This is a genomic window from Burkholderia sp. BCC1998 (assembly GCF_905339875.1).
Classification (GTDB): domain Bacteria; phylum Pseudomonadota; class Gammaproteobacteria; order Burkholderiales; family Burkholderiaceae; genus Burkholderia.
This window is the reverse complement of record NZ_CAJPHE010000015.1, coordinates 125,186-151,334: the sequence shown is the minus strand read 5'-3', so window position 1 is coordinate 151,334 and position 26,149 is coordinate 125,186. Positions and strand designations below refer to the sequence as shown.

The window sequence follows — 26,149 nt, the reverse complement described above, 5'->3', positions numbered from 1 at the left end:
ATGTACGACCGGCGACGAGGGGCTTTTGGCCCCTCGTCGCCGGATGATTTCAAGCCGGTCTTCTCAAGACGACAGCTTACGCCAGGCCGGTTACTTCACGCTGACACCGTCGAAACGCGCATAGCCGAGCGGCTCGATGCGCATGTCGACCACGTTCTTGCGTACCGGCTGGTAGACCGTCGAGTTCGCGATCGGCGAGAACGGCAGCTGCTGCGCGAAGATCTGCTGGGCCTGCGTGTAGATCTTCGTGCGCGCGTCCTGGCCCGTCGTCGTGCGACCCTTCTGGATCAGGTCGTCGAACGGCTTGTAGCACCAGTGCGAGAAGTTGTTGCCCTTGATCGCCTCGCAGCCGAGCAGCGTGCCGAGCCAGTTGTCCGGGTCGCCGTTGTCGCCCGTCCAGCCGATCAGCATCGTGTCCTGCTCGCCCGTGTGCGCGCGCTTGATGTACTCGCCCCACTCGTACGTGACGATCTTCGCCTTCACGCCGATCTTCGCCCAGTCGGCCTGGATCATCTCGGCCATCAGGCGGGCGTTCGGGTTGTATGCGCGCTGCACCGGCATCGCCCACAGCGTGATGTCGAAACCGTTCGGATAGCCGGCCTTCGCGAGCAGCGCCTTCGCCTTCTCGGTGTCGTTCGGGGCCATCTTCAGGTTCTTGTCGTACGACCATTGGGTCGGCGGCATCGGCGCGCTGGCGGCCTGGCCGGCACCCTGATAGACGGATTCGAGAATCGCCTTCTTGTTGATCGCCATGTCGAGCGCCTGACGCACTTCGAGCTTGTCGACCGGCTTGTGCTCGACGTTGTACGCGAGGTAGCCGAGGTTGAAACCCGGCTGCGACGGCATGTCGATGCCCGAGTCGGCCTTCAGCGCCGCGATGTCGGCCGGACGCGGATAGCTCATCACCTGGCACTCGTTGCGCTTGATCTTCTGCACGCGCACGCCCGGGTCGGGCGTGATCGAGAAGATCAGCTTCGACAGCTTCACCGCGCCCTTCTTCCAGTAATCAGGATTGCCATCGAAACGGATCGTCGCGTCCTTCGTATAGCTGCGGAAGATGAACGGGCCCGTGCCGACCGGCTTCTGGTTGATGTCGGCGGCCTTGCCGGCCTTCATCAGCTGGTCGCCGTACTCGGCCGACAGGATCGACGCGAATTCCATCGCCATGTTCTGGATGAACGGCGCGTTCGGCTCGGACAGCGTGAACTTCACGGTGTACGGATCGACCTTCTCGATCTTCGTGATCAGCTTGTCGAGGCCCATGTCGGTGAAGTACGGGAACGACACCGGGTAGGCCTTGCGGAACGCATTGTTCGGATCGAGCATGCGCTCGAACGAGAACACGACGTCGTCCGCGTTGAATTCGCGCGTCGGCTTGAAGAAGTCGGTCGTGTGGAACTTCACGCCATGACGCAGGTGGAACGTGTACACCTTGCCGTCGGACGAGACGTCCCACTTCTCGGCGAGGCCGGGCTCGACCTTGGTGCCGCCGCGCTCGAATTCGACGAGGCGGTTGTAGACGGTGAACGTGGCGGCGGTGAAATCGACGCCGGTCGTGAATTGCGCGGAATCAAAACCCGCCGGGCTGCCTTCTGAGCAGTAGACGAGCGTTTTGTTCGGGATCTGTGCGAATGCAGAACCCGCGACGCCGAGCGATGCCGCTGCCACGCCTGCGATGGCGGTAACACGCAGGGTGTGCAACAGACGGTTGTATTCCATGTTTCCTCCAGGTCTCCAGATCGGAACCGGTCCCCCTGGGGGCCGGGTACGCGGATATTACTTGAGCTAGCGATTTTGCAACAAGCTGGAGAAAAAACTCTTCTAGACGCGCATCCACGCGGGTTTTTGCGGATGTCTTGCACACGCGAAAAGTGCCTCTGCGCGCGCGAGCGGCCATTTCGTTCATCCCGCGCATGTTTCGTTCGACAACTAAACAATTCGGGCGCGAACGCAGAGGGTTGTCGCGCCGTGCTCAGGGCCAGGCCGCACATCGTTGCGGCTTCCGAAACGATGCATGCGATGCAATGCAATGTCAGGCCGGCGCGTCGAGATCCGCGCTGCGCGCGGGCACGAACGCGACCGCGACGATCGACAGTGCGATTCCCGCCATCACGTAATAGGTCGGCGCGAGCGGCGTGCCCGTCACCTTGATCAGCCACGTGACGATGAACTGCCCGAAACCGCCGAACAGCATCACCGCGACGTTGTACGCGATCGACAGCCCGGTCGAGCGCACGTTGGCCGGGAACAGCTCGGCGATCATCGCGCCGAACGGCCCGTAATAGCCGGCGAGCGTCACCGACAGCACGGCCTGCACCACGATCAGCCGCGCGATGCTCGGCGCCGCGTCGAGCCACGCGAACAGCGGATACATCAGCACGAGCGTCAGCCCGAGCGACCACAGCGACAGACCCTTGCGGCCGATGCGGTCCGACCATGCGCCCGCGACCGGCGACAGCACCATCAGCAGCAGGTTGCCGATGATCACCGCATAGAACGATTGTGCATACGGCAGCTTCAGCTGCTTCACCGCGAAGGTCGGCAGATAGCTGATCAGCACGTAGACCGTCACCGTCAGCGCGATCACCGAGCCGAGCCCGCACAGCACCTCGCGCGGATGGCGCGTGAACACTTCGCCGAGCGTTGCGCGGCGTGCGCTTTGCTGCGCATGCAGGAACGCTTCGGAATCGGCGAGATGACGGCGGATGTAGAAACCGATCGGGCCGATCACGAGCCCGAGGATGAACGGCACGCGCCAGCCCCAGCTGCGCAGCGCGTCGTGCGACAGCCCGCGCGTGACGGCCGCGCCGACGAGCGCGCCGATCAGCAGCGCGCCCGCCTGGCTCGCCATCTGCCAGCTGCCGTAGAAGCCGCGTTTCGAGAACGGCGCGGCTTCGATCAGCAGCGCCGTTGCGCTGCCGAATTCACCGCCCGCCGAGAAGCCCTGCAGCAGGCGGCCGAGCACGATCAGGAGCGGGCCGCCGATGCCGATCGCCGCATAGGGCGGCGCGATCGCGAGCAGGAAGATGCCGGCCGTCATCAGCAGGATCACGAGCGACAGCGCGGCCTTGCGGCCCGCGCGGTCGGCGTACAGCCCGAACACGATGCCGCCGATCGGGCGCATGAAGAACGCGACGCCGAAGGTCGCGGTGGTCAGGAGCAGCGACGAGTATTCGCTGGTCGTCGGGAAGAACAGTTCGGCGATCACGACGGTCATGAAGCCGAACACCGTGAAGTCGTACCACTCGAGCGCGTTGCCGATCACGGCGGCGACTACCGCGCGGCGGTTCAGCGCGCGCTCGGGCCGGATCGTTTTCGTTGAATTCGCAATCGTCGCCATGCGAGCCTCGTTCTCGTGAATCCGCCGTATCGGGCGCGACGCGCGGAGGGCCCGCGGCGCGTTGGTTTGCAGCGAGTGTAGAAAGCGACGGAACCGTTTTCAAGCATAAAAAACGCCCGCCATCGTCCGATGGCGGGCGTTTTGCGGTTTTCGCCACATTGCGGCATCGCACGATGCCGCCGCGGGCATCAACCCATCTTCGAGAATGCGCTGCACCAGCCCTTCGCCGATACCTGCTTGCCCGGGAATGCACCGCACGGGCCCGACGCCGAGCCCTTCTTGCCCTGGTACAGCATGCAGGCCGCGCAATCCTGGCCCGCTGCGTATTTCGGATACTTCGTCTTGTCGACCTTCGTCGCATCGGCCTTGTAGCCGAGCGCCACGGCGGTCGGATCCGTTTCCGACAGCATCGGCGCATCGGCCAGCGCTTCGCGCGACAGCGCCAGCGCGGACACGGCGCCGATGCTCGTGATCAGGAAACTCCGACGGGATGTTTTCATGGGGGACTCGCTCCAACGTTATCGGTTTGAAAGCCGTTCTGGCGACGGCCGTTCAACAGAATAACGCTCAAGCGCATGAATGTGCGCGCCGAAATGCCGGAGATAAGGGATTTCACACGGGGTCTCGCCCGGGGTTTCGCACGGCCGGCCCGCACGGATGCGGGCCGTGAACGTCAGCCATGCGACGTCATGTCGGCGACGCGCTGCGCGAGCGCGAGCGACGCGGTCAGCCCCGGCGACTCGATGCCGAACAGGTTCACGAGGCCGCGCACGCCGTGCTGCGCCGTGCCTTGCACGATGAAGTCGGCCGGCGGCTCGCCGGGCCCCGCAAGCTTCGGCCGGATCCCCGCGTAGGCCGGCTGCAGCGCGTCGTCCGGCAGGTCGGGCCAGTACGTGCGGATCGACGTGTAGAACGCCGGCGCGCGCGCCGGATCGACTTCGTAGCGCAGCGCATCGACCCACTCGACGTCCGGGCCGAAGCGCGCCTGCCCGGCGAGATCGAGCGTCAGATGCACGCCGAGCCCCGCGCGGTCGGGCATCGGATAGACGAGATGCGAGAACGGCGCGCGCCCGGACAGGCTGAAGTAGTTGCCGCGCGCGAGATAGAGCGGCGGCACCCAGCGCGGATCGAGGCCGCGCGTGCGGCGTGCGAGCGCCTGCGCGCCGAGGCCCGCGCTGTTGATCACGCACGCGGCCTCGATTTCGGTCGGCGCGTCGCCGCCGGTGCGCACGACGAAGCGGCCGCCGCGCAACACGTCGATCGACTCGACCGGGGATTTCAGCGCGCACACCGCGCCGTCGCGCTCCGCGTCGCCGAGCAGCGCGAGCATCAGCTGGTGGCTGTCGACGATGCCGGTGCTCGGCGAAAACAGCGCCTCCACGCAATCGAGCGCGGGCTCGAGCGTCTGCGCCTCGGTGCGCGTGAGCGGCATCAGGTCGAGCACGCCGTTTTCCGCCGCGCGCGCGGCGATCGCCTTCAACTGCTTCACCTGCGCGGCGCTCGTCGCGACGAGCAGCTTGCCCACGCGCCGGTGCGGCACGTGACGCGTCTCGCAGAACTCGTACAGCAGGTCGCGCCCGCGCACGCACGACATCGCCTTCAGCGAGCCGCGCGCGTAGTAGAGCCCCGCGTGAATCACCTCGCTGTTGCGCGAGCTCGTGCCCGTGCCGATTGCGTCGGCCGCCTCGAGCACGATCGTTTCGCGTCCGCGCGCGGCCAGCTCCCGCGCAATCGCAAGACCGACGACACCCGCGCCGATCACCACACAATCCATCTGCTCCATGGCGTTTCGCGTCGCTCACGCGTCGAGGGGAGAGAAGAGAATTGTACGTCCCGGTTCGCCCGCCTGCCGAACGCGCTTGCATCGGCATGTCGCGTGCGCCGCGCCGCACGGCGCGACGCGCGCAGGCCGCGGCGAGGCGCGCGCCGCCGGCTCAGAACCCGATCGGCCGGCGCTTCGCCGCGCCCTCGTCGGCGCGGATGTCGGACGGTGCGATCACGTCCCGGCCGTCGAGCCGCGCGGCGCCGAACGCATGCAGCAGCGCACGGCGCATCGTGCGCGGCGGCGTCGCGGCCAGCACGTCGAGCGCGTCGTCGTCGAGCGTGTCGGGGAAGCGCCGCCCCCACGCGTGCGACGTGCGGATCTCGTCGTAGATCGTCTGCGCGATCCGGCGCGCGCCAGCCGCGTCCGGCGGCGCGATCTCGTACACGTTCATCCGGTTCAGCAGCGGCTCCGGGATCGCCTGCGCATCGTTCGCGGTCGCGACCCAGATCACGTTGCCCGCATCGATCGGCACCTCGGCGAATTCGTCGACGAACGCGCGCGCGGTGTCGTGCTCGAGCAACGCGTACAGCGCGCCGAGCGGATCGTATTGCGCGTCGCTGCCCGCCTTGTCGATCTCGTCGACCGCGATCACCGGGTTCGCGTAGCTGCCGTTGACGAGCGCTTCGAACACCTTGCCGGGCTTCGCGTTCTTCCATTGCGACGACGCGCCCGACAGGATCCAGCCGGCCGTCAGCGAACTCATCGGCACGTAGTGGTACGCGGTGCCGAGCAGCTGTGCGAGCGCCTTCGCGAAATGCGTCTTGCCGATGCCGGGCGGCCCGAGCAGCAGGATCGGCATCAGTTCGAGCCGGTCGTCGGTCTCGAGGCACAGCGCGACCTGCTTGCGCACGTCGTCGAGGGGCTCGGTGAAATTGGGCAGCGCGTCGCCGAGTTCGTCGAACGACGGCATCCGGTTCGGCTTCACGCAAAAGCGCAGATTGCCGGTCTTGAGCATCCGCTCGTAGGTAGCGCGCAGTGCGTCGCTCGCGCTCTCGTTCAGCTCGTTCAACGCGGTCTCGACCTGCTCGAGGTCGTACACCGTGCTGAAGGACGCCACCGCCAGTTCCTGTTTCACCATCGCCGTCGTCATACCAACCTCGCCACTGCTGCCGCCACACGATCATCAGACCCTTACGATTTCAGTGTAGCGATCCCGCATCGGCGTGCAAGCAAGCAGCCACCGCGGTCTGCTGCTAACACCGTGCGCGCGCTGCGGCGTCGCGCCGCGCGGCGTATGATCGATGATTCACCGGCCGTCGCGCCGGCCTCGCCACGGCGCCCGCGCGGCGCCGCGCGCTTCGTCTCGAAGGGTTGCCGATGTCCGTCCCCGCTGCTGTCTCGCGCGTCGATCCCGACGCGATCCACGCCGTCGACGCTGTCGACGCCGCGCTCAAGTCGCGCCGCGCGATTCGCGCGTTCCTGCCGACGCCCGTGCCGCGCGACACGCTCGAGGCGATCCTCGAAGCCGCGAGCCGCGCGCCGTCGGGCACCAACATCCAGCCGTGGCACGTGTACGTCGCGACCGGCGCGACCCGCGACGCGCTCGCCGCGGCCCTCACCGCGGCATACGACGATCCGGCGCGCGACGAGAAATACGTCGCCGAGTACGACTACTATCCGCGCGAATGGGTGCCCCCGTACATCGACCGGCGCCGCAAGGTCGGCTGGGACCTGTATGGTCTGTTGAACATCGGCCGCGACGAAAAGGCCCGCATGCACGCGCAGCATGCGCGCAACTTCCGCTTCTTCGATGCGCCGGTCGCGCTGTTCTTCACGCTCGACCGCGTGATGACGCACGGCGCATGGCTCGACTGCGGGATGTTCCTGCAGGGCGTGATGACGGCCGCGCGCGCACGCGGCCTCGACACCTGCCCGCAGGCCGCGTTCGTGCCGTTCCACCGGATCGTCGCCGAGCATCTCGGCATCCCGGCCAACGAGCAACTCGTGTGCGGGATGTCGCTCGGCCATGCGGACCCGCACGCGATCGAGAACCGCCTCGTCACCGAGCGCGCGAGCGTCGCCGAGTTCGCGCGCTTTTTCGCTTGAAAACGCGTGACGCGCACCTACCTTTCGATCAGGACCAAATCGTGCTGCGAACCCGCGGCGACGCATCGTGTCACGCGACCGTCCGGATCGATCGGGCGTAAGATGTGCGTCCGTTCCCCGCTACCCCGCGTTTCCGGAGAAGTTTCATGCTGAAACACGGCCTGGCCGTCCTGCTCGCGAGCGCCGCGCTCGCGGCCCATGCGCAGAGCGCCGCACCGGCAGCCGTCGCATGGGAGATCCAGGTGGTGCGCGACGGTCAGACGATCGACACGTTCCAGCAACGCACCACCGTCGGTCAGACCCGCACCGACACCCATCGCTATCCGTCCGCCGTGCCCGTCGGCTGCGGCAACGCCGCGCGCGTCGTGCCGACCGAGCGCTCGCGCTCGGTGACGGTCGCGCCGCTCACCGTCGACGACGCCGCCCGCACCGTGTCGCTCGCGCTCGACGTGCAGGAAACCCTCGACGACGAAAACGCGACGCGCAACGATCCGTGCGTGCCCGCGTCGCCGCGGCAGATCGTCGCGAGCCATCCGGGGCTGTCGGTCGGCGGCGACGCATGGACCGACTGGACGCTCGTCGAGCAGCGCCCGCATCTCGTCTACCGCGTGCGCGCGCACGTCGCGAAGGACTGAGCGCCATGTCCGCCGACGCCCTGTCCCTGCCGTTCGCCGAACCGCACGCCGCGCCCGACGAAATCACCGCGGTCAGCTGGAACCTGCACAAGGGCCGCTCGCCGCTCGGCTTCACCGCATGGAACGCGATGCGCAACTGGATGCAGTCGACGCACGCCGACGTGTATTTCCTGCAGGAAGCGATGGCGCGCCGCATGCCGCGCCCGATGCTCGCCCCCGGCTTCGGCGCGCCGATGGACGACGCGGTCGACGACGTGTGGCACTGCCAGGCCACCGAGATCGCGCAGGCGCTCGACTGGCAGATCGCGCTCGGACCGAACGTGTTCAAGCCGTCGTGGCGGCACGGCAACGCGATCCTGTCGCCGCACCCGCTCGACCTCGGCGGCCGCTGGGACATCTCCGCGCACCGCTTCGAGCGGCGCGGGCTGCTGGTCGCGCGCGCGACGCTCGCCGGCGCGCGGCCCGTCACGCTGCTGTGCGCGCACCTCGCGCTCACGCGTGCGGCGCGGCTGCGCCAGATGCACTGGATCGCGCACTGGATCGTGCGCAACGCGGGCGACGACCCGCTCGTGCTCGCCGGCGACTTCAACGACTGGCGCAACGATTCGGTCGCGCTGTTCGCCGAGATCGGGCTGTCCGAAGTCGCGACGCTGCTCGGCGAGTCGGGCCGCACGTTCCCCGCGTTCTCCCCGGCGCTCGCGCTCGACAAGATGTTCGTGCGCGGGCTGACGCCGCTCGAATGGCAGGCGCCGTCCGGCGAAACCGCGTGGCTGTCGGACCACCTGCCGTATATCGCGCGGCTGCGCCTCGATTCGCAGTGACGCGGCAGCACCGCATGCCCGCGACTACCGAAGCGCATATCGCGGCGGCCGGTTCACCTGCCTGACCGGCTCGAAAGCGTGCGCGTTCCGGACCCGCGTGTTCGCGGCGCGAAGCTCGCTGCCGCTTACTGAAAGCTGTTTGCAAGATTCCGTTGCGCCAAATCCGCGCAGCCGCGCGGGTCAAGCCCGCATCTGCCCCAAGCAGGGTAAAATAAAGAGTTCCTCAAACGTCTGTCATCGAGAAGGCGCGTGTCCGACGCGCCGGCCGGCCGATCCGCGATCGGGCCGACGCACTCGGTTTTTTTGCCCGTTTTTGGGCCCGTTACACGCGTCCGCTACGCGCGTCCGTTTTCAAAGCCATGAGCAAATACGACACCGCCACCGTCCAATCCGTCCATCACTGGACCGACACGCTTTTCAGCTTCACCTGCACCCGTGAGCCGAGCCTGCGCTTCAACAACGGCGAATTCACGATGGTCGGCCTCGAGGTCGACGGCAAGCCGCTCGCGCGTGCCTACTCGATCGTCAGCCCGAACTACGAAGAGCACCTCGAATTCTTCAGCATCAAGGTCCAGAACGGCCCGCTGACGTCGCGCCTGCAGCACCTGAAGGTGGGCGACTCGGTGCTGATCGGCAAGAAGCCGACCGGCACGCTCGTCGCCGACAACCTGCTGCCCGGCAAGACGCTGTGGATGCTGTCGACCGGCACGGGGCTCGCGCCGTTCATGTCGATCATCCGCGACCCGGACATCTACGAACGCTTCGACAAGGTCATCCTGACGCACACCTGCCGCCTGAAGGGCGAGCTGGCGTACATGGACTACATCAAGCACGACCTGCCGGGCCACGAGTACCTCGGCGACATCATCAAGGAAAAGCTCGTCTACTACCCGACGGTCACGCGCGAAGCGTTCGACAACGAGGGCCGGATCACCGACCTGATCGCGACGGGCAAGCTGTTCACGGACCTCGGCGTGCCGGCGTTCTCGCCGGAAAACGACCGCGTGATGCTGTGCGGCAGCACCGCGATGCTGAAGGACACGACCGACCTGCTGAAGCAGGCCGGCCTCGTCGAAGGCAAGAACAGCGCGCCGGGTCACTACGTGATCGAGCGCGCATTCGTGGACTGATCGAGCCCCGAATTTGTGCCGTATCAAGAACCGGAGCAAAAGCTCCGGTTTTTTTTCGTCCCTACTTGGCGAATTCGTAACAAACTGGGACCATTCCATGTCAAATCGTTACATTTGGATACGCGCAGCGCCGGTGCTTTCGTGTCGGTGTTTTTCCTACAGCCAGCTTCATTCCGATTATTCACATTTACCCTTAAACCTCCGTCTGACATGACCTTTTCAAAATTTTTGAGATATTATTCGGCCCGCATGGTTGGCGTCGGGACGGTCATTGAAGGGTCGGACTCAAACGTTACAAATTGTAACTTCTGTTACCTCGGCAAAGGGCGATTCCCTGACGGCGACCGTCATCGAAACGGCAGCCGATTCACGCAGCCAGCCGGTGCCCGAACCGCTTTCTGACAGCAGGGAGAGTCATGGATACGTCGCTCAACGCGCCCCCGGGCGCCCACGCCCCGTTCCCGTCGCAGCCGCGCGTGCCTGGCGACGGCGCGGCAGCCCCCGTGGCCGAAGCCCTGCCCAACCGCGACACGTCCGCCGCCCGGATCGCGGCACTGTCTCTTCAGCTGACGGCCGCCGACGAAGCGGCCCGCCGCCATCTGGCCGGCGAACTGCATGACGGGCTCGGCGCCGAACTTACCGCCGCGCGTTTCGCGCTCGCAAACGTTCAAACGTGGCTGCCGGCCGATGCGCCGGAGGGCTGCCTGCGCGCGCTCGAGCTGGCGCAGCGGTCGCTCGACGCCGCGACCGACGCCAACCGCCGGCTGATCGACGAGCGCGACACGCCGGCACTCGACGGCGGCGTCGTCGGCGCACTGTCGACGTGGGCCGACAGCCACGCGGCCCGCACCGGCCTGCGTACGAGCTTCGTCTGCGCGGCCGACGCGCGGCTCACGCAACTCGGCGGCGCCGGCGCGCTCGCGATCTTCCGTGTCGCGCAGGAAGCGCTGTCGAACGTCGCGAAGCATGCGCGCGCGGCGTCCGTCGACGTGCAGATCGACACGGACGCCACCCATCTGTCCCTGATCGTCACCGACGACGGGACCGGTTTTGCCCGCAGCCGGCGCGCCGGCTACGGCCTCGCCGGGATGCGCGCACGCTGCGAGGCGTTCGGCGGCAGCTTCGACGCGCGTGCGCCGGAAGCGGGCCGCGGCACGCGCGTCATCGCGCGCTTCGCGTGGGACTCGCTGTTCGCGGTGCCGGCCGCCGCGCGCCGCGCGTCGCTTTCGTGAGGTCGTCATGAGCCTGAACATCCTGCTCGTGGACGATCATGCGATCGTCCGCCAAGGGATCCGCCACCTGCTGATCGACCGCGGTGTCGCGCGCGACGTGACCGAAGCCGAGACCGGCAGCGATGCGATGACCGCGGTCGACCGCCAGGCCTTCGACGTGATCCTGCTCGACATCTCGCTGCCGGACGCGAACGGCATCGAGGTGCTCAAGCGCATCAAGCGCAAGCTGCCGGGCGCGCCGGTGCTGATGTTCTCGATGTACCGCGAGGACCAGTACGCGGTGCGCGCGCTGAAGGCCGGCGCGTCCGGCTACCTGTCGAAGACGGTGAATGCCGCGCAGATGATCGGCGCGATCCAGCAGGTCGCGGCCGGCCGCAAGTACGTGAGCCCGGCGATGGCCGAGGCGCTCGCCGAATACGTGTCGTTCGAGAACGAGCCGCTGCCGCACGAGAAGCTGTCCGACCGCGAATACCAGACGCTCTGCATGCTCGCGTCGGGCAAGCGCCTCACCGACATCGCGAACACGCTGTCGCTGTCGGTGAAGACGGTCAGCGTGTACCGGTCGCGGCTGCTCGAGAAGATGCGGCTGTCGAACAACGCGGAACTGACGTTCTACGTGATGAGCAACCGGCTCGTCGAGATGACGCCCGCGTCGGGCGCCTGATCCGCCGGATTCACCGGAATCGCGCCGTTCACCGCGCCTGCCTGCGCCGCACTGGCGCCGGCCGCCGAATGCTGCGCGCAAGCGCTTGTTTTGTCGGGCGATTCCGGAGCACGCCGCTGCGCCGCAGCGGGTCTTTCACGCCAAATCGGCTAAAATTGCGGGTTTTCACTCACTCGGCGCCGCCGCGCGCGCGCGCGCCGGAGACACATCCGCAATGTCCCTCTTCCGCAAGAAAAACGTCGATCGCATGATCGCCGGCGCGCACGGCGCCGGGCTCAAGAAAGCGCTCGGCGCAATCGACCTCACCTTCCTCGGCATCGGCGCGATCATCGGCACCGGCATCTTCGTGCTGACCGGCACGGGCGCCGTGCAGGCCGGCCCCGCGCTGATGCTGTCGTTCGTGATCGCCGCGATCGCATGCGGCCTCGCGGCGCTGTCGTACGCCGAATTCGCGTCGACGATTCCGGTCGCGGGCTCGATCTACACGTACTCGTACGCGACGCTCGGCGAGCTCGTCGCGTGGATCATCGGCTGGGACCTGATGCTCGAATACGGCCTCGCGGCGTCGGCCGTGTCGGTCGGCTGGTCGGGCTACCTGCAGTCGCTGCTGCAGGGCTTCGGGCTCTCGCTGCCGACCGTGCTGACGGCCGCACCCGGCGCGATTCCGGGCGTCGTCACGTGGTTCAACCTGCCGGCGTTCCTCGTGATGGTGGTGATCACGACGCTGCTGTCGATCGGCATCCGCGAGTCGACCCGCATCAACAACATCATGGTGTTCATCAAGGTGTCGGTCGTGCTGCTCGTGATCGCGGTCGGCGTGTTCCACGTGACGCCCGCGAACTGGAAGCCGTTCATGCCGCACGGCTGGAACGGCGTGTTCGGCGCTGCGGCCGTGATGTTCTTCGCGTTCATCGGCTTCGACGCGGTGTCGTCGGCGGCCGAGGAAGTGAAGAACCCGAAGCGCGACCTGCCGATCGGCATCATCGCGTCGCTCGCGGTGTGCGCGGTGCTGTACGTGACGGTCGCGGCGGTCGCGACCGGCATCGTGCCGTCGGCGCAGTACGCGAACGTGTCGCATCCGATCTCGTATGCGCTGCAGATCGCCGGCGAGACGTGGGTCGCGGGCTTCATCGACCTCGGCGCGGTGCTCGGCATGCTGACCGTGATCCTCGTGATGAGCTACGGCCAGACGCGGATCATCTTCGCGATGTCGCGCGACGGGCTGCTGCCGGCGACGCTGTCGCGCGTGCATCCGCGCTACGCGACGCCGTTCCTGACGACCTGGCTCGTCGGCCTGTTCTTCGGGCTGATCGCCGCGCTCGTGCCGCTCAACGTGCTCGCCGAGCTGATCAACATCGGCACGCTCGCCGCGTTCTCGATGGTATCGATCGCGGTGCTGGTGCTGCGCCGCACGCACCCGGAACTGCCGCGCGCATTCCGCTGCCCGGGCGTGCCGGTGGTGCCGATCCTCGCGGTCGGCGCGTGCCTGTTCCTGATGCTGAACCTGCAGCCCGTCACGTGGGCCGCGTTCGGCATCTGGCTCGTGATCGGCCTCGTGATCTACTTCCTGTATTCGCGGCGCCACTCGAAGCTCGCGCACGGTCACCACGACGCGCATTGACCGCCGCCGCTGCGCGCGCAGCACCCAGCGTGTAGCGGTACGACGCCACGCCGGGCCGGCACCGGCCCCGTGCGCCCCGCTCCCTCCCGCCTGAATCGTCCCCGCCCGAATCGTCCCTGCCACAGGCGCACCCGCGCGGGCGGCGCGACATGCGCCGCTTCGCCCCGCCCGCGCACGATCGCTGCCCGATCGTCGCGATTTCTTGCCCGATCGTCCGGATTTGCCGCCACGATCTGCACGCTGCCGGCACGCGCGCGCCGGCCGGTTCATAATCCCGCCATCGAACGACGGCCCAGCCCGGCGGGCCGTCCGGCAACAGGAACAGGATGATGGAAAGCGTCGATCTCGATGTACTGAAATCCAGCGCGCGCTGGCTCGACGAAGGGCGCCGCGTGCTGCTCGTGACGGTCGTGAAGACGTGGGGCTCGTCGCCGCGCCCCGAAGGCGCGATGCTCGCGGTGCGCGAGGACGGGCTCGTGGTCGGCTCCGTGTCCGGCGGATGCATCGAGGACGACCTGATCGCCCGCGTGCATGCGAGCGGGATCGCGGCCGACGCGCGCCCGGAAGCCGTCAAGTACGGCGTGACGGCCGAGGAAGCGCACCGCTTCGGGCTGCCCTGCGGCGGCACGATCCAGCTCGTGCTGGAGCCGCTCACGCGCGACAGCGGGATCGCCGCGTTGTGCGCGGAAGTCGAAGCCGGCCGCCTCGTCACGCGCACGATGACGCTCGCGACCGGGCGCGCGTCGCTGTCACCCGCGCAGGCGACCGACGGGCTCGCGTTCGACGGCGAGCGGCTCGTGACGATCCACGGGCCGCGCTACCGGATGCTCGTGATCGGCGCCGGGCAATTGTCGCGCTATCTGTGCCAGATCGCGGTCGGCCTCGACTATCAGGTGACGGTTTGCGATCCGCGCGAGGAATACACGGATGCGTGGGACGTGCCGGGCACGCGCGTCGTGCACACGATGCCCGACGACACGGTGCTCGACATGAAGCTCGACGCGCGTTCGGCCGTGATCGCGCTCACGCACGACCCGAAGCTCGACGATCTCGCGCTGATGGAGGCGTTGAAGACGCCCGCGTTCTACGTGGGCGCGCTCGGCTCGCGACGCAACAATGCGGCGCGGCGCGAGCGGCTGCTCGAATTCGACCTGAGCGAGGCGGAACTTGCGCGGCTGCACGGGCCGGCCGGCATCTACATCGGCAGCCGCACGCCGCCCGAAATCGCGATCTCGATCCTCGCCGAAGTGACGGCCGCGAAGAATAACGTGTCGCTGCCGACGATCCTGCAGGTCGAGGGCGCGAAGGCCGCCCGCGAGATCGCGGCAAACGGCGGCGCGGCCTGCGGCCTCTGAGGCCCCCTCCAAACCGGTCGCTTCGCGCCAGCCCCCCAAGGAGACTTCCTTCGGGGCGGAAAACCTGGGGCGGCCCGGCGTTTTCTTGAGGCCGTCGCTGCGGTGCAAGGCCGCGCCGGATGGCCGTCATGCGTCGGCGGAAAACCGGCGCGCGTCGATGCCGACGTCAGGCAAGGCCCGCCGCGAGCGCCGCGGCGACCGAGCCGGCCACCAGCACGACGCCGACCGTGCGGCGCTTGTTCAGCTCCGTCCACAGCAGCACGCCCGTCAGCGATAGCAGGATCAGCGAACCCGCGATCGTGTCCATCAGCAGCACCCAGCCGAGATTCATGCCGACGCCGCGATGCAGGTTGTTCAGCGTCGTCAGGAACGTGTTGCCGCTGCGCTTCACCGACACGTAGCCGTTGCCGACCCAGTATTCCGCCTGCAGGTTCTGGTGCGGACCGAACAGGCCCATCTGCCAGTGCTCGGGCTGCATCACGCGCTTGTCGCCCCAGGCGACCGGCTGCGCAGGCTCCTTGCGCACGCGGCCCGGCCGGCCGTCGAAGTGCAGTTCCTGCTGGAGCCACTTCGTCATCGCGGCGGGCGACTTCGGCACCGGGTCCGGCAGCGCGATCTGCATCTGTTCGACCTGCGGTTCCCCGGTCGGGATCTTCAGCGGCGGCGCACGGTGGTTCAGCAGCACGCCCGTCACGCCGAACAGCAATCCGAGCACCGCGCCCCACAGTCCGACCCAGCCGTGCACCTTGCGCAGCCATTTGATGAAGGTCGCGCGGCGCGAGCGCTGGCGGCGCGCCGCGAGTTCGGCGTCGCTCAGGGGCCGTGCGGCCGGATGCAGCACGGTAACGCCCGCGGGGGGCCTGCCCGCCTGCGGCGGGGCGATCGTTTCGGGCGCGTTCACGCGAGAGTATCCATTCGTTCAAAGCAACGGGCGGCGCACGGAAAACGTACGCCGCCCGGAAAGCATGAAAATGAGAATGGATATCATTACACAAATGACGCGACCGCTCAATCCGCCGGCACACGCCGGAGCTGGCGAGAAAGTCCAGAGATAACCGAAAAAGCATGCTGATCTGGCACAGATAGCGATCACTAGACGAAAAATGCCGACGAAATGATCGCGAAAGACCCGGACAGCATTTCGCAAGAAAACCGGGTAGGCGGGCGGCTGGGCGAGCTTCGGCTTCGGCTTCGGCTTCGGCTTCGGCTTCGGCTTCGGCTTCGGTGCGGGCGCGGGCGCGGGCGTAGGCGCAGCGCCTCAGCGCCTCAGCGACTACTCAGCGGCGCAGCGGCGGCAACGGAAAGCGCGGCGCGGCGTCACCCGGTTCGGGCTCGGTGCGATCGAGCGCATACAGCCACGCGAGCAGATCCGCGACGGCCTGGTAAAGCTGCGGCGGAATCCGGTCGTCGAGGTCGACCTGCATCAGCAGCGACACCATCTCCGGCGCGGTATGCACGTACAGCCCCGCATCACGGGCGCGCGCGACGATCATCTCGGCGAGCAGGCCATACCCCTTCGCGACCACGCGCGGCGCGGCATCGCCGCCTTTCGGATCGTAGACGAGCGCGGCCGCGCGCTTGCGCGACGTCATGCTCATCGCGGCACCTCGTCGTCGGCGCCCGGCATGCCGCCAGCCGCACTGCGCGCATACGCGGCAGCGGCGGCCTGCGCGACGAGCGGATCGAAGCCGTCCGGCTCGTCGCCGACCGCGCGGATCGACAGTCCGCCGAGCTGCAGGCCCGATCCCTCGAACCGTTGCCGCAACGCCGCCTCGTTTCGCGTGAGCCGGTCGGCGCCGGCCGAATTCGCGCGCAGCCGCGCGACGAGCTGCTTGCCGTTCAACACCAGCTCCGCGTCGACCGTGCCGAGCGACGGCAACGTGAGCGTCAGCCGGGTGCGCCAGGCGATCCCGTCCCCCGTGTCGTCGCCGCTGCGCGACGCGCGGCCGCCCGGCTCGTCGGGCTCGATCGTCCAGTCGAGCCGCGCGCCGGGCCATGCCTCGCCCGCCCAGCGAAACTGGTCCGTCGCGAGTGCGTCGAGCTGCTGCCGGACGATCGGCACGGCGGCCGGATGCACGGGAGCCGATGCCTGCGCCTGCGGATCGGCCGACGCGGCGGCCAGTTCGGCGCGCGCCGGCGTCCAGCGCGGGTCGGGATGGTCGCCGAGCGGGTCGGTCAGCGCGGCCGTGGCCGACGCGGTACCGGGCCGTGCGGCCGGCTGCGTGTTCTGCACGAGCTCGTGCGGCACCGCACCGCCCGGCGCGGGCGCGCCCGGCTGCATGGCGGATCGCGGCGCGGCCGCCGGCAACGGCAGACGCGGCGCGAGCAGTTCGTCGAGCACATCGGGCGCATCGTGCTGCGCGGCATCCGGGGCGGGCTGCACCGGCACGGTCGTGAGGCGCGCCTGCGGTTCGCGCATCAGCGCGGCGAGCGGGCGCTGGCCGGCCAACCACTGCGCGAGATGGGATTCGTAGAAGAGGCCGCTTTCGCTCACGGCCTGCGCGAGCGCCGCGCGCAGCGCCGCGACGGGTGGTGCGGCAGCCGCAGCGCGCGTGGCCGCGACGTCGGACGCGGGCGACGCGGTTGAAGAAGTGCTGGAAGAAGCGATGTAGGAAGCAGTGGAAGAAGCGGCGGCCGAAGCGGCCGGATCGGAGGCGCTGTGCCCGACCGGCGGCGCGGTCGCCGCGACGCCCAGCAGCACGGAAGGGTCGGCCAGCAGCGGCGTGCGTCCGGCGATCACGGGTGTCGCGACACCGCCCGAGCGCGAGATCGCATCGAGCACGAGCGCGACATCGGACAGCGCCGTCTGCGCGGACGCCGGCGGCGCGGCCGGCGTGGCCCCCGTCGCGGGCGGCAACGACGCGCCGGCACCCGGCGTGCCGACTTGCGCGGTCGCGCCGCCGCCGGCGGGCGCCGTCACGGTGCCGGCCAGCAGGCTGTCGAGGCGGCTCGCCAGCAGGGCGGCCGCAACGGAGTCGATACCGGTCATGATCGAAGCCTGCTCACCTCAGCCACATCGTTGCGAAGCCGGGCACGCGGCTACCGCCGCCCCGGCAAACGGGCACTATCCGCGAGCGCGGTAGAGATCGGTCAATACCTCGGTCGAGCGCCGCGCCTCGAACAGCGCGGACAACCGCGCGACTTCCGGACTCGCGAGATCGCGGATCGCGGCGTCGTCGGCGAGGATGCGGCGAATCAGCGCGAGCTTGCGGCCGAGGTCCGCTTCGTCGAGCGCGACGCCCGGAGCGGCCGCCTTCAATCCGTCGACGAGCCTCAGGAATTCGGCCTGCAACTCCGGCAGCGCCCGCCAGTCCGCGCCGCGCGCCGCGCACAGCATGCGGCCGGACACGGCCGCGAGCGCCTCGTAGCGAGCGAAGTATTCGGCCTTGAGATTCATCGCGCCGCGCCCGCCGCCTGTTGCGCGGCCATGCGCGCGACTTCCGGCGCGATGCCCGTCCACGCTTCCTCGAGCGTCGCGAGCAGCCCGTCGACCTCGACCAGCATCGCGTCGCTCGCGTGCATGTTGGCTTCCAGCAGGCGCCGGCCGATATAGGTGTACAGCGCGTCGAGGCGCTCGGCGATCTGGCCGCCCGCGTCGCGATTCAGCGACACCTGCAGGCCGTTCTCGACGATCCCGATCGCCTTGCCGATCGCTTCGCCGCGTGCGGACACGTTGCCCTGCTGCAAATGCATGCGCGCGAGCGCGATGGCCTGCCGCGCGCCCTGGTACAGCATCGCGATCAGCCGGTGCGGGGAGGCGCCCATCACCCCCGTCTCGACGCCGACACGCGCGTACGCACTGGCTCCAGCGTGTCCTGGGGAAAACATGCGCTTCTCCTTGTGATGCGTTGGCTATGCGGTGGCCGCCGCCTTGCGATGCACGACGCGGCCTCGTTCCAGAGTTATCGGAACGGAATTGGAAAGCTTTAGGTGCGCGGGCCGCCGGCGCGGCAGGCAGGCTGCTCCCCTGGGCGGCTGCCCCGGGAAGCCCGTCGCCGGTTGCCCGTCGCCGGTTGCCCGCGGGTCAAACCGACATCTGCATGATGTCGTTGTACGCGCTCACGAGCTTGTTGCGGACCTGGAGCCCGAACTGGAAACCGATGTTGGCCTTCTGCATGTCGACCATCACGTCGTTCAGCGACACGTTCGCCGCGCCGACCTCGAACGCGTGCGCCTCGCCGAGCGCGTGCTGCTGGTCGCCGCTGATCTTGTCGAGCGACGCCTTCATCGCGCTCGCGAACGTGCCGGCCGTCGCGGCGCCCGAGCCGGCGAGCGCTGCCGCCGGGCTCGCGACGCCGCCGCTCGCCTGCGCGGCCATCGCCTGCATCTGTTGCAACACCGAACCGATTCCGCTGACGTTGGCAGCCATGCTGTCCCCAGACCTGTAAGAAATGAGACCCGGGCACACCGGGCGTTTCCGACGGCGCCGCACGACGCGCACCATGCCGGATCGCGAAAAAGGATAGCAGCGCGGCGCGCGCCAAAGCCGCGAAAGTACGGGGGAAACCCCGCTCTTTTCGGTCGATCGGAGTCGCGCCCGGGTCCCGATAATCGCATCGTGTCATTGTCCGTCCGCTCGTCCGAGCGGCTCAGTCGTCCCGCTCCGGAGAAACTCCACGCATGGATTCGCAGGCCAACTCGCTGATCAACCCCGACGCCCGCACGGGCCTCGCCAGCCCGGTGCCAGGCGCCACCGCGGCCGCCGCGTTGCCGGGAGCAGGCGGCGCCGGCGCGGACTTCGGGTTCGGCGGCTTCGCGGAACGCATCCCCGGCATCTCGCGGATGAAGGGCAACCCGAAGCTGCCGTTCGTGATCGCGGTCGCGTTCGCCGTCGCCGCGATCACCGCGCTCGTGCTGTGGAGCCGCGCGCCCGACTATCGCGTGCTGTACAGCAACCTGTCGGACCGCGACGGCGGCGCGATCATCACCGCGCTCCAGCAGGCAAACGTTCCCTACAAGTTCGCCGACGCGGGCGGCGCGATCCTGGTGCCGTCGAACCAGGTGCACGAAACGCGCCTGAAGCTCGCCGCGATGGGCCTGCCCAAGGGCGGCTCGGTCGGCTTCGAGCTGATGGACAACCAGAAATTCGGCATCAGCCAGTTCGCGGAGCAGGTGAACTACCAGCGCGCGCTCGAAGGCGAGCTGCAGCGCACGATCGAGTCGATCAACGCGGTGAAAACGGCGCGCGTGCATCTCGCGATCCCGAAGCCGTCGGTGTTCGTGCGCGACAAGGAAGCGCCGAGCGCGTCGGTGTTCGTCGACCTCTACCCGGGCCGCGTGCTCGACGAGGGCCAGGTCCAGGCGATCACGCGGATGGTGTCGTCCGGGGTGCCCGACATGCCGGCCAAGAACGTGACGATCGTCGACCAGGACGGCAACCTGCTCACGCAAACCGCATCGGCGTCCGGCCTCGACGCGAGCCAGCTCAAGTACGTGCAGCAGGTCGAGCGCAACACGCAGAAGCGCATCGACGCGATCCTCGCGCCGATCTTCGGCGCCGGCAACGCGCGCTCGCAGGTCAGCGCCGACGTCGATTTCTCCAAGCTCGAGCAGACCTCGGAAAGCTACGGCCCGAACGCCTCGCCGCAGCAGACCGCGATCCGCAGCCAGCAGACCAGCACGGCCACCGAACTCGCGCAGGGCGGCGCCTCGGGCGTGCCGGGCGCGCTGTCGAACACGCCACCGCAGCCGGCCTCCGCGCCGATCGTCGCCGGCAACGGCCAGAGCGGGCCGCAGTCGACGCCCGTCAGCGACCGCAAGGACCAGACGACCAACTACGAACTCGACAAGACGATCCGCCACGTCGAGCAGCCGATGGGCAACGTGAAGCGGCTGTCGGTCGCCGTCGTCGTCAATTACCAGCCGGTGGCCGACGCGAAGGGCCACGTGACGATGCAGCCGCTGCCACCCGCGAAGCTCGCGCAGATCGAGCAGCTCGTGAAGGACGCGATGGGCTACGACGAGAAGCGCGGCGACTCGGTGAACGTCGTGAACAGCGCGTTCTCGACCGCGAGCGATCCGTACGCCGACCTGCCGTGGTGGCGCCAGCCGGACATGATCGCGATGGCGAAGGAAGCCGCGAAGTGGCTCGGCATCGCGGCGGCCGCGGCGGCGCTCTATTTCATGTTCGTGCGCCCGGCGATGCGCCGCGCGTTTCCGCCGCCCGAGCCGGCCGCGCCGGCGCTCGCGGCGCCGGAGGATGCGGTCATGCTCGACGGCCTGCCCGCCCCGGACAAGGCCGACGAGCCCGATGCGCTGCTGCTCGGCTTCGAGAACGAAAAGAACCGCTACGAACGCAACCTCGACTACGCGCGCACGATCGCCCGCCAGGATCCGAAGATCGTCGCCACCGTCGTGAAGAACTGGGTGTCCGATGAACGCTGAAGGCTTGACCAAGAGCGCGCTGCTGCTGATGTCGATCGGCGAGGAAGAGGCCGCTGAAGTATTCAAGTTCCTCGCGCCGCGCGAGGTGCAGAAGATCGGCGCCGCGATGGCTGCGCTGAAGAACGTCACGCGCGAGCAGGTCGAGGACGTGCTGCAGGAGTTCGCGAGGGAAGCCGAGCAGCACACCGCGCTGTCGCTCGATTCGAGCGAGTACATCCGCTCGGTGCTGACCAAGGCGCTCGGCGAGGACAAGGCCGGCGTGCTGATCGACCGGATCCTGCAGGGCAGCGACACGAGCGGCATCGAGGGCCTGAAGTGGATGGACTCGGGCGCGGTGGCCGAACTGATCAAGAACGAGCATCCGCAGATCATCGCGACCATCCTCGTGCACCTCGACCGCGACCAGGCGTCCGAGATCGCATCGTGCTTCACCGAGCGGCTGCGCAACGACGTGCTGCTGCGGATCGCGACGCTCGACGGCATCCAGCCGGCCGCGCTGCGCGAGCTCGACGACGTGCTGACCGGCCTGCTGTCCGGCAGCGACAACCTGAAGCGCAGCCCGATGGGCGGCATCCGTACCGCGGCCGAGATCCTGAACTTCATGACGAGCAATCATGAGGAAGGCGTGCTCGAAAGCGTGCGCCAGTACGACGCGGAGCTCGCGCAGAAGATCATCGACCAGATGTTCGTGTTCGAGAACCTGCTCGACCTCGAGGATCGCGCGATCCAGATGGTGCTGAAGGAAGTCGAGTCGGAAACGCTGATCATCGCGCTGAAGGGCGCGCCGCCCGCGCTGCGCCAGAAGTTCCTCGCGAACATGTCGCAACGCGCGGCCGAACTGCTCGCCGAGGATCTCGACGCGCGCGGCCCGGTGCGCGTGTCCGAAGTCGAGACGCAGCAGCGCCGCATCCTGCAGATCGTCCGCAATCTCGCCGAAAGCGGCCAGGTCGTGATCGGCGGCAAGGCGGAAGACGCGTATGTCTGATTCCGCGCGCGAGCCCGCCGGCACCCTCACCGCGTACCAGCGGTGGGAGATGGCGTCGTTCGATCCGCCGCCGCCCCCGCCGCCGCCCGACGCTGCCGCAGCGGCCGCCGCTGCGCTCGCCGCGGACCTGCAGCGCGTGCGCGACGCCGCGCATGCCGAAGGCCATGCGGCCGGCCACGTCGAAGGCCAGGCGCTGGGTTATCAGGCCGGTTTCGACCAGGGCCGCGAGCAGGGTTTCGAAGCCGGCCAGGCCGAAGCCCGCAAACAGGCCGCGCAGCTCGCGGCGCTCGCCGCGTCGTTCCGCGAAGCCGTGTCGAGCATCGAGCACGATCTCGCGTCCGACCTCGCGCAGCTCGCGCTCGACATCGCGCAGCAGGTCGTGCGCCAGCACGTGAAGCACGATCCGGCCGCGCTCGTCGCGGCGGTGCGCGACGTGCTCGCCGCCGAACCGGCGTTGTCCGGCGCGCCGCATCTCGCGGTGAATCCGGCCGACCTGCCCGTCGTCGAAGCCTATCTGCAGGACGAACTCGATACGCTCGGCTGGAACGTGCGCACCGACGCGTCGATCGAGCGCGGCGGCTGCCGCGCGCACGCCGCGACGGGCGAGGTCGACGCGACGCTGCCCACCCGCTGGCAGCGCGTCGCCGCCGCGATCGGCAAGGTGAGCGCATGGTGACGCCCACGCCCGAATCGATCCTGCACGACGGAATGACGCCGCTCGAGCGCGAACTCGCGCTCGCGTCGTTCGGCCCCGACGGTCCGCACGACACCGCGCACGACGCGCCGGCACACGCGACGGAGGCCGCCTGCGACACGCCGCGCGCGCCGCACAATCCGCATCTCGCGCACTGGCGCACGCACCTGAACGGGCTCGCGACACGCAGCCACCGCGCGCTGCCGCTGCGGCCGTGCGGGCGCCTCACGCGCGCCGCGGGCCTCGTGCTCGAGGCGATCGGGCTGCGCCTGTCGGTCGGCGCCGAATGCACGATCGAATTGCCGCCCGGCAGCACGCTGCCGCACGCGGAAGCGGAAGTCGTCGGGTTCTCCGGCGATCGCCTGTTCCTGATGCCGACCACCGACGTCGCCGGCGTCCTGCCCGGCGCGCGCGTATGGCCGCTGGAGGCCGCGCCCGTCGCCGATCCGCTCGCGGGCGCCAAGCGGCTGCCGGTCGGCTGGGAAATGCTCGGGCGCGTCGTCGACGCGTCGGGCCGCCCGCTCGACGGCCTCGGCCCGCTCGGGTCGAAGGTCGATGCGCCGCTGTCCGCGCCGTCGATCAACCCGCTCGATCGTGAGCCGATCCACCACGTACTCGACGTCGGCGTGCGCGCGATCAACGGGCTGCTCACCGTCGGCCGCGGGCAGCGGATGGGCCTGTTCGCCGGCTCCGGCGTCGGCAAGTCGGTGCTGCTCGGCACGATGGCGCGCTACACCAGCGCGGAAGTGATCGTGATCGGACTGATCGGCGAACGCGGCCGCGAAGTGAAGGAATTCATCGAACAGATCCTCGGCGAGGACGGGCTCGCGCGCTCGGTCGTCGTCGCGGCGCCGGCCGACGTGTCGCCGCTGCTGCGGATGCAGGGCGCCGCCTACGCGACGTCGCTCGCCGAGTATTTCCGCGACCAGGGCAAGCACGTGCTGCTGCTGATGGATTCGCTGACGCGCTACGCGATGGCGCAGCGCGAGATCGCGCTCGCGATCGGCGAGCCGCCCGCGACCAAGGGTTATCCGCCGTCGGTGTTCGCGAAGCTGCCCGCGCTCGTCGAGCGCACCGGCAACGGGCCCGAAGGCGGCGGCTCGATCACCGCGTTCTACACGGTGCTGACCGAAGGCGACGACCAGCAGGACCCGATCGCCGACTCGGCGCGCGCGATCCTCGACGGCCACGTCGTGCTGTCGCGCGCGCTCGCCGAGGCCGGCCACTATCCGGCGATCGACATCGAGGCGTCGATCAGCCGCGCGATGACCGCGCTGATCGACGAACCGCATCTCGACCGCGTTCGGCAGTTCAAGCAGATGCTATCGCGCTACCAGCGCAATCGCGACCTGATCGCGGTCGGCGCCTATGCGCCCGGCCGCGACGCGCAGCTCGACCGCGCGATCGCGCTCTACCCGCGCATCGAATCGTTCCTGCAGCAGGGCTTTCGCGAATGCGCACCGTTCGAATCGAGCCTCGCCGCGCTCGATGCGCTGTTCGACGTACACGGAGGCTGATCCCGATGGCACACGGCTTTCCCCTTCAACTACTGCTCGACCGCGCGCAGGAAGATCTCGACACGGCCGCGAAGCAGCTCGGCACCGCGCAGCGCGACCGCACCGCTGCCGCCGAGCAGCTCGATGCGCTGCTGCGCTATCGCGACGAATACCACGCACGCTTCGCGCAGTCCGCGCAGAGCGGGATGCCGGCCGGCAACTGGCGCAATTTCCAGGCGTTCATCGACACGCTCGACGCTGCGATCGCGCAGCAGCGCAACGTGCTGGCCGCAGCTGAACGCCGCATCGACGAGGCGCGCCCGAACTGGCAACAGAAGAAACGCACTGTCGGCTCATACGAAATCCTGCAGGCGCGCGGCGTCGCGCAGGAAGCGCAGCGTACCGCGAAGCGCGAACAGCGCGACGCCGACGAACACGCCGCGAAGATCTTGCGCATGCGGGCCGACGCGGCCCGCTCGGCATAGCCGCTCACCGCTTTCGAACGAGAGAATCGTCATGCCTCCCCTGCCCCTGCTCGGCGCGCTGCTCGACACCGCCGGCACCGCGCTCAAGGCCGTCCGCGACGCGGGTTCGTCGGCCGCCGCCGGCAAGACCGCCGGCAACGATGCCGCCGCCAGCCCGGCCGCCGTGCCGTTCGCGCAGACGCTGAAGCAAAGCGTCGACACGCGGCACGACGCGACGAATGCCGGCATGCCGGACGCCGCGACGAAACAGGTGTCGGCGACGCTGGCCGCCGGCACGAAGCCGTCCGGCACGGGCGACGACAAGCCGACCGACGACGCGAACGCGACGCCCAATCCCGACGCCGCCGCGCTCGCAGCGGCCGCCGCCGTGCAGGCGCAGCTGCTGGCTCGCACGAACGACGCGGCGCCGGCCGATGCCGACAGCACCGCCACTGCCGCGCAGACGACGGCCGTGTCCGGCCAGCCCGACGCCACGGCCGCGCTGACGAATCATGCCGGCAAGGATGCGGCCGCCGAGCCGGCTGCCCCCGCGCCGGGTCGCGACGCGCTGCAGACCGCACTCGCGAAGGTGACCGGCAGCGCGGGCGCGATCGCGATGCCCGCGACGGGCGCGGCGGCGGGCGCGGCGGCGGCCGCAGCACCCGCACCGGCAGCGACGACGTCGGCCTCGGCCGCCGCCCCGCTGACGCCGAAGGTCCCGACGTTCGACCGCGCGCTCGCCGACGCGAAAGGCGCGCCCGCGACGCAGCAGCCCGCCACGCAGGCCGCCGCACCGGCGCTGCAGGCCGGCGCAACGGCCCAACCCGCCGCGCAACACGCATTCGCGGCCGCCGAAGAAACCGCCAGCCCGGCCGCCGACGCAACGGTCGCTGCCGCCGCCACGGCTGCGGCAGCCGCCCAGGCGAACCTCCAGGCATCGCCCGCCGCAAGCACGATCGCCGCGGCCAACCCGCATGTGCTCGCGCCGCACGTCGGCACCGCCGACTGGACGGATGCGCTGAGCCAGAAGGTCGTGTTCCTGTCGAATGCGCACCAGCAGAGCGCCGAGCTGACGCTGAACCCGCCGGACCTCGGCCCGCTGCAGGTCGTGCTGCGCGTCGCGGACAACCACGCGCATGCACTGTTCGTATCGCAGCACGCGCAGGTGCGTGACGCGGTGGAAGCCGCGCTGCCGAAGCTGCGCGAGGCGATGGAAGCGGGCGGGCTCGGCCTGGGCAGCGCGACGGTCAGCGACGGCGGCTTCGCGTCGCAGCAGCAGAACCCGCAGCAAAGCTTCGCCGGCGGCCGGTCGTCGCCGCGCGCGCGCGCCGGATCGTCAGCCGTCGACGCACCGGTCGACGCCGCGCAATCCGCATCGGCCGCCGCCACCGTGAACCGCGCGGGCCTCATCGATACGTTCGCCTGAGCATCGCGTCGCTCGCGTGCCGGTATGTGCC

At 69.1% G+C, this 26,149-nt stretch carries 25 protein-coding genes; 14 read left to right on the top strand and 11 right to left on the bottom strand.

Annotation, left to right across the window (positions count from 1 at the left end; all coding sequences use genetic code 11):
* Positions 1–90: 90 nt before the first annotated feature.
* The 5 genes from U5A56_RS24400 to U5A56_RS24380 all read right to left on the bottom strand — a co-directional run bounded on the left by U5A56_RS24400 (position 91) and on the right by U5A56_RS24380 (position 6,255).
* Positions 91–1,719, bottom strand: coding sequence for an ABC transporter substrate-binding protein (locus U5A56_RS24400; RefSeq protein ID WP_044848854.1), 1,629 nt, complete (start codon positions 1,717–1,719; stop codon positions 91–93).
* Between the two features lie 313 nt (positions 1,720–2,032).
* Entirely contained in the window at positions 2,033–3,340 is a 1,308-nt protein-coding gene (locus tag U5A56_RS24395; RefSeq protein ID WP_124492201.1) for an MFS transporter, read from the bottom strand.
* A 188-nt stretch (positions 3,341–3,528) separates the two neighbouring features.
* Complete coding sequence (locus tag U5A56_RS24390) at positions 3,529–3,840, bottom strand: high-potential iron-sulfur protein (protein WP_021163765.1); 312 nt, start codon at positions 3,838–3,840, stop codon at positions 3,529–3,531.
* 173 nt (positions 3,841–4,013) lie between these two features.
* A complete protein-coding gene (locus U5A56_RS24385) occupies positions 4,014–5,123 on the bottom strand; it encodes an NAD(P)/FAD-dependent oxidoreductase (protein WP_321924914.1) in 1,110 nt (369 codons plus the stop codon).
* A 151-nt stretch (positions 5,124–5,274) separates the two neighbouring features.
* Positions 5,275–6,255 (bottom strand): AAA family ATPase, encoded by a 981-nt coding sequence (locus U5A56_RS24380; protein ID WP_044848851.1) that lies wholly within the window; start codon positions 6,253–6,255, stop codon positions 5,275–5,277.
* Between the two features lie 227 nt (positions 6,256–6,482).
* Here U5A56_RS24380 and U5A56_RS24375 point away from each other — a divergent pair, with 227 nt between their 5' ends.
* The 8 genes from U5A56_RS24375 to U5A56_RS24335 all read left to right on the top strand — a co-directional run bounded on the left by U5A56_RS24375 (position 6,483) and on the right by U5A56_RS24335 (position 14,669).
* On the top strand, positions 6,483–7,211 hold the full coding sequence (locus U5A56_RS24375) for a nitroreductase (protein ID WP_321810932.1): 729 nt from the start codon (positions 6,483–6,485) through the stop codon (positions 7,209–7,211).
* Positions 7,212–7,357: 146 nt separating this feature from the next.
* Entirely contained in the window at positions 7,358–7,846 is a 489-nt protein-coding gene (locus U5A56_RS24370) for a hypothetical protein (RefSeq protein ID WP_257774004.1), read from the top strand.
* 5 nt (positions 7,847–7,851) lie between these two features.
* Entirely contained in the window at positions 7,852–8,667 is an 816-nt protein-coding gene (locus tag U5A56_RS24365; RefSeq protein ID WP_124486665.1) for an endonuclease/exonuclease/phosphatase family protein, read from the top strand.
* Positions 8,668–9,026: 359 nt separating this feature from the next.
* A complete protein-coding gene (locus U5A56_RS24355; RefSeq protein ID WP_059535031.1) occupies positions 9,027–9,797 on the top strand; it encodes a ferredoxin--NADP reductase in 771 nt (256 codons plus the stop codon).
* A gap of 416 nt (positions 9,798–10,213) precedes the next feature.
* Positions 10,214–11,029, top strand: coding sequence for a quorum system sensor histidine kinase RqpS (gene rqpS, locus U5A56_RS24350; protein WP_321803216.1), 816 nt, complete (start codon positions 10,214–10,216; stop codon positions 11,027–11,029).
* Between the two features lie 7 nt (positions 11,030–11,036).
* On the top strand, positions 11,037–11,693 hold the full coding sequence (gene rqpR, locus U5A56_RS24345) for a response regulator transcription factor RqpR (protein WP_321924911.1): 657 nt from the start codon (positions 11,037–11,039) through the stop codon (positions 11,691–11,693).
* A gap of 214 nt (positions 11,694–11,907) precedes the next feature.
* Positions 11,908–13,314: an amino acid permease gene (locus U5A56_RS24340; protein WP_321810934.1), complete on the top strand. Its 1,407-nt coding sequence runs from the start codon at positions 11,908–11,910 to the stop codon at positions 13,312–13,314.
* Positions 13,315–13,643: 329 nt separating this feature from the next.
* Positions 13,644–14,669, top strand: coding sequence for an XdhC family protein (locus U5A56_RS24335; RefSeq protein ID WP_044848843.1), 1,026 nt, complete (start codon positions 13,644–13,646; stop codon positions 14,667–14,669).
* Between the two features lie 166 nt (positions 14,670–14,835).
* Here the strand turns inward: U5A56_RS24335 and U5A56_RS24330 are convergent, their stop codons facing one another.
* From U5A56_RS24330 to fliE, 6 genes are all read right to left on the bottom strand, one after another.
* Positions 14,836–15,570, bottom strand: a complete 735-nt coding sequence (locus tag U5A56_RS24330) for a PepSY-associated TM helix domain-containing protein (RefSeq protein WP_044848842.1) — start codon at positions 15,568–15,570, stop codon at positions 14,836–14,838.
* Positions 15,571–15,946: 376 nt separating this feature from the next.
* Complete coding sequence (locus U5A56_RS24325) at positions 15,947–16,267, bottom strand: EscU/YscU/HrcU family type III secretion system export apparatus switch protein (protein ID WP_044848841.1); 321 nt, start codon at positions 16,265–16,267, stop codon at positions 15,947–15,949.
* Positions 16,264–17,658 (bottom strand): flagellar hook-length control protein FliK, encoded by a 1,395-nt coding sequence (locus U5A56_RS24320; protein WP_321924908.1) that lies wholly within the window; start codon positions 17,656–17,658, stop codon positions 16,264–16,266. Before U5A56_RS24320 ends, U5A56_RS24325 begins: the two co-directional genes overlap by 4 nt.
* Positions 17,659–17,733: 75 nt before the next feature.
* A complete protein-coding gene (locus U5A56_RS24315) occupies positions 17,734–18,066 on the bottom strand; it encodes a flagellar protein FliT (protein WP_044849239.1) in 333 nt (110 codons plus the stop codon).
* Positions 18,063–18,497 (bottom strand): flagellar export chaperone FliS, encoded by a 435-nt coding sequence (fliS, locus tag U5A56_RS24310; protein ID WP_044849240.1) that lies wholly within the window; start codon positions 18,495–18,497, stop codon positions 18,063–18,065. Before fliS ends, U5A56_RS24315 begins: the two co-directional genes overlap by 4 nt.
* Before the next feature lie 196 nt (positions 18,498–18,693).
* A complete protein-coding gene (gene fliE, locus U5A56_RS24305; protein WP_124570749.1) occupies positions 18,694–19,038 on the bottom strand; it encodes a flagellar hook-basal body complex protein FliE in 345 nt (114 codons plus the stop codon).
* A 251-nt stretch (positions 19,039–19,289) separates the two neighbouring features.
* Here fliE and fliF point away from each other — a divergent pair, with 251 nt between their 5' ends.
* From fliF to U5A56_RS24275, 6 genes are read left to right on the top strand one after another with little or no spacing between them, the layout of a single operon-like run.
* Positions 19,290–21,053, top strand: a complete 1,764-nt coding sequence (gene fliF, locus U5A56_RS24300) for a flagellar basal-body MS-ring/collar protein FliF (RefSeq protein ID WP_321924905.1) — start codon at positions 19,290–19,292, stop codon at positions 21,051–21,053.
* Complete coding sequence (gene fliG, locus U5A56_RS24295) at positions 21,043–22,038, top strand: flagellar motor switch protein FliG (protein WP_044849243.1); 996 nt, start codon at positions 21,043–21,045, stop codon at positions 22,036–22,038. Before fliF ends, fliG begins: the two co-directional genes overlap by 11 nt.
* Positions 22,031–22,714: a flagellar assembly protein FliH gene (gene fliH, locus U5A56_RS24290; protein WP_124486674.1), complete on the top strand. Its 684-nt coding sequence runs from the start codon at positions 22,031–22,033 to the stop codon at positions 22,712–22,714. Before fliG ends, fliH begins: the two co-directional genes overlap by 8 nt.
* Complete coding sequence (fliI, locus tag U5A56_RS24285; protein WP_321803198.1) at positions 22,708–24,249, top strand: flagellar protein export ATPase FliI; 1,542 nt, start codon at positions 22,708–22,710, stop codon at positions 24,247–24,249. Before fliH ends, fliI begins: the two co-directional genes overlap by 7 nt.
* A gap of 5 nt (positions 24,250–24,254) precedes the next feature.
* Positions 24,255–24,713 (top strand): flagellar export protein FliJ, encoded by a 459-nt coding sequence (gene fliJ / locus U5A56_RS24280; protein WP_044849246.1) that lies wholly within the window; start codon positions 24,255–24,257, stop codon positions 24,711–24,713.
* Positions 24,714–24,744: 31 nt separating this feature from the next.
* Complete coding sequence (locus tag U5A56_RS24275) at positions 24,745–26,118, top strand: flagellar hook-length control protein FliK (protein ID WP_321924902.1); 1,374 nt, start codon at positions 24,745–24,747, stop codon at positions 26,116–26,118.
* Positions 26,119–26,149 lie beyond the last annotated feature (31 nt).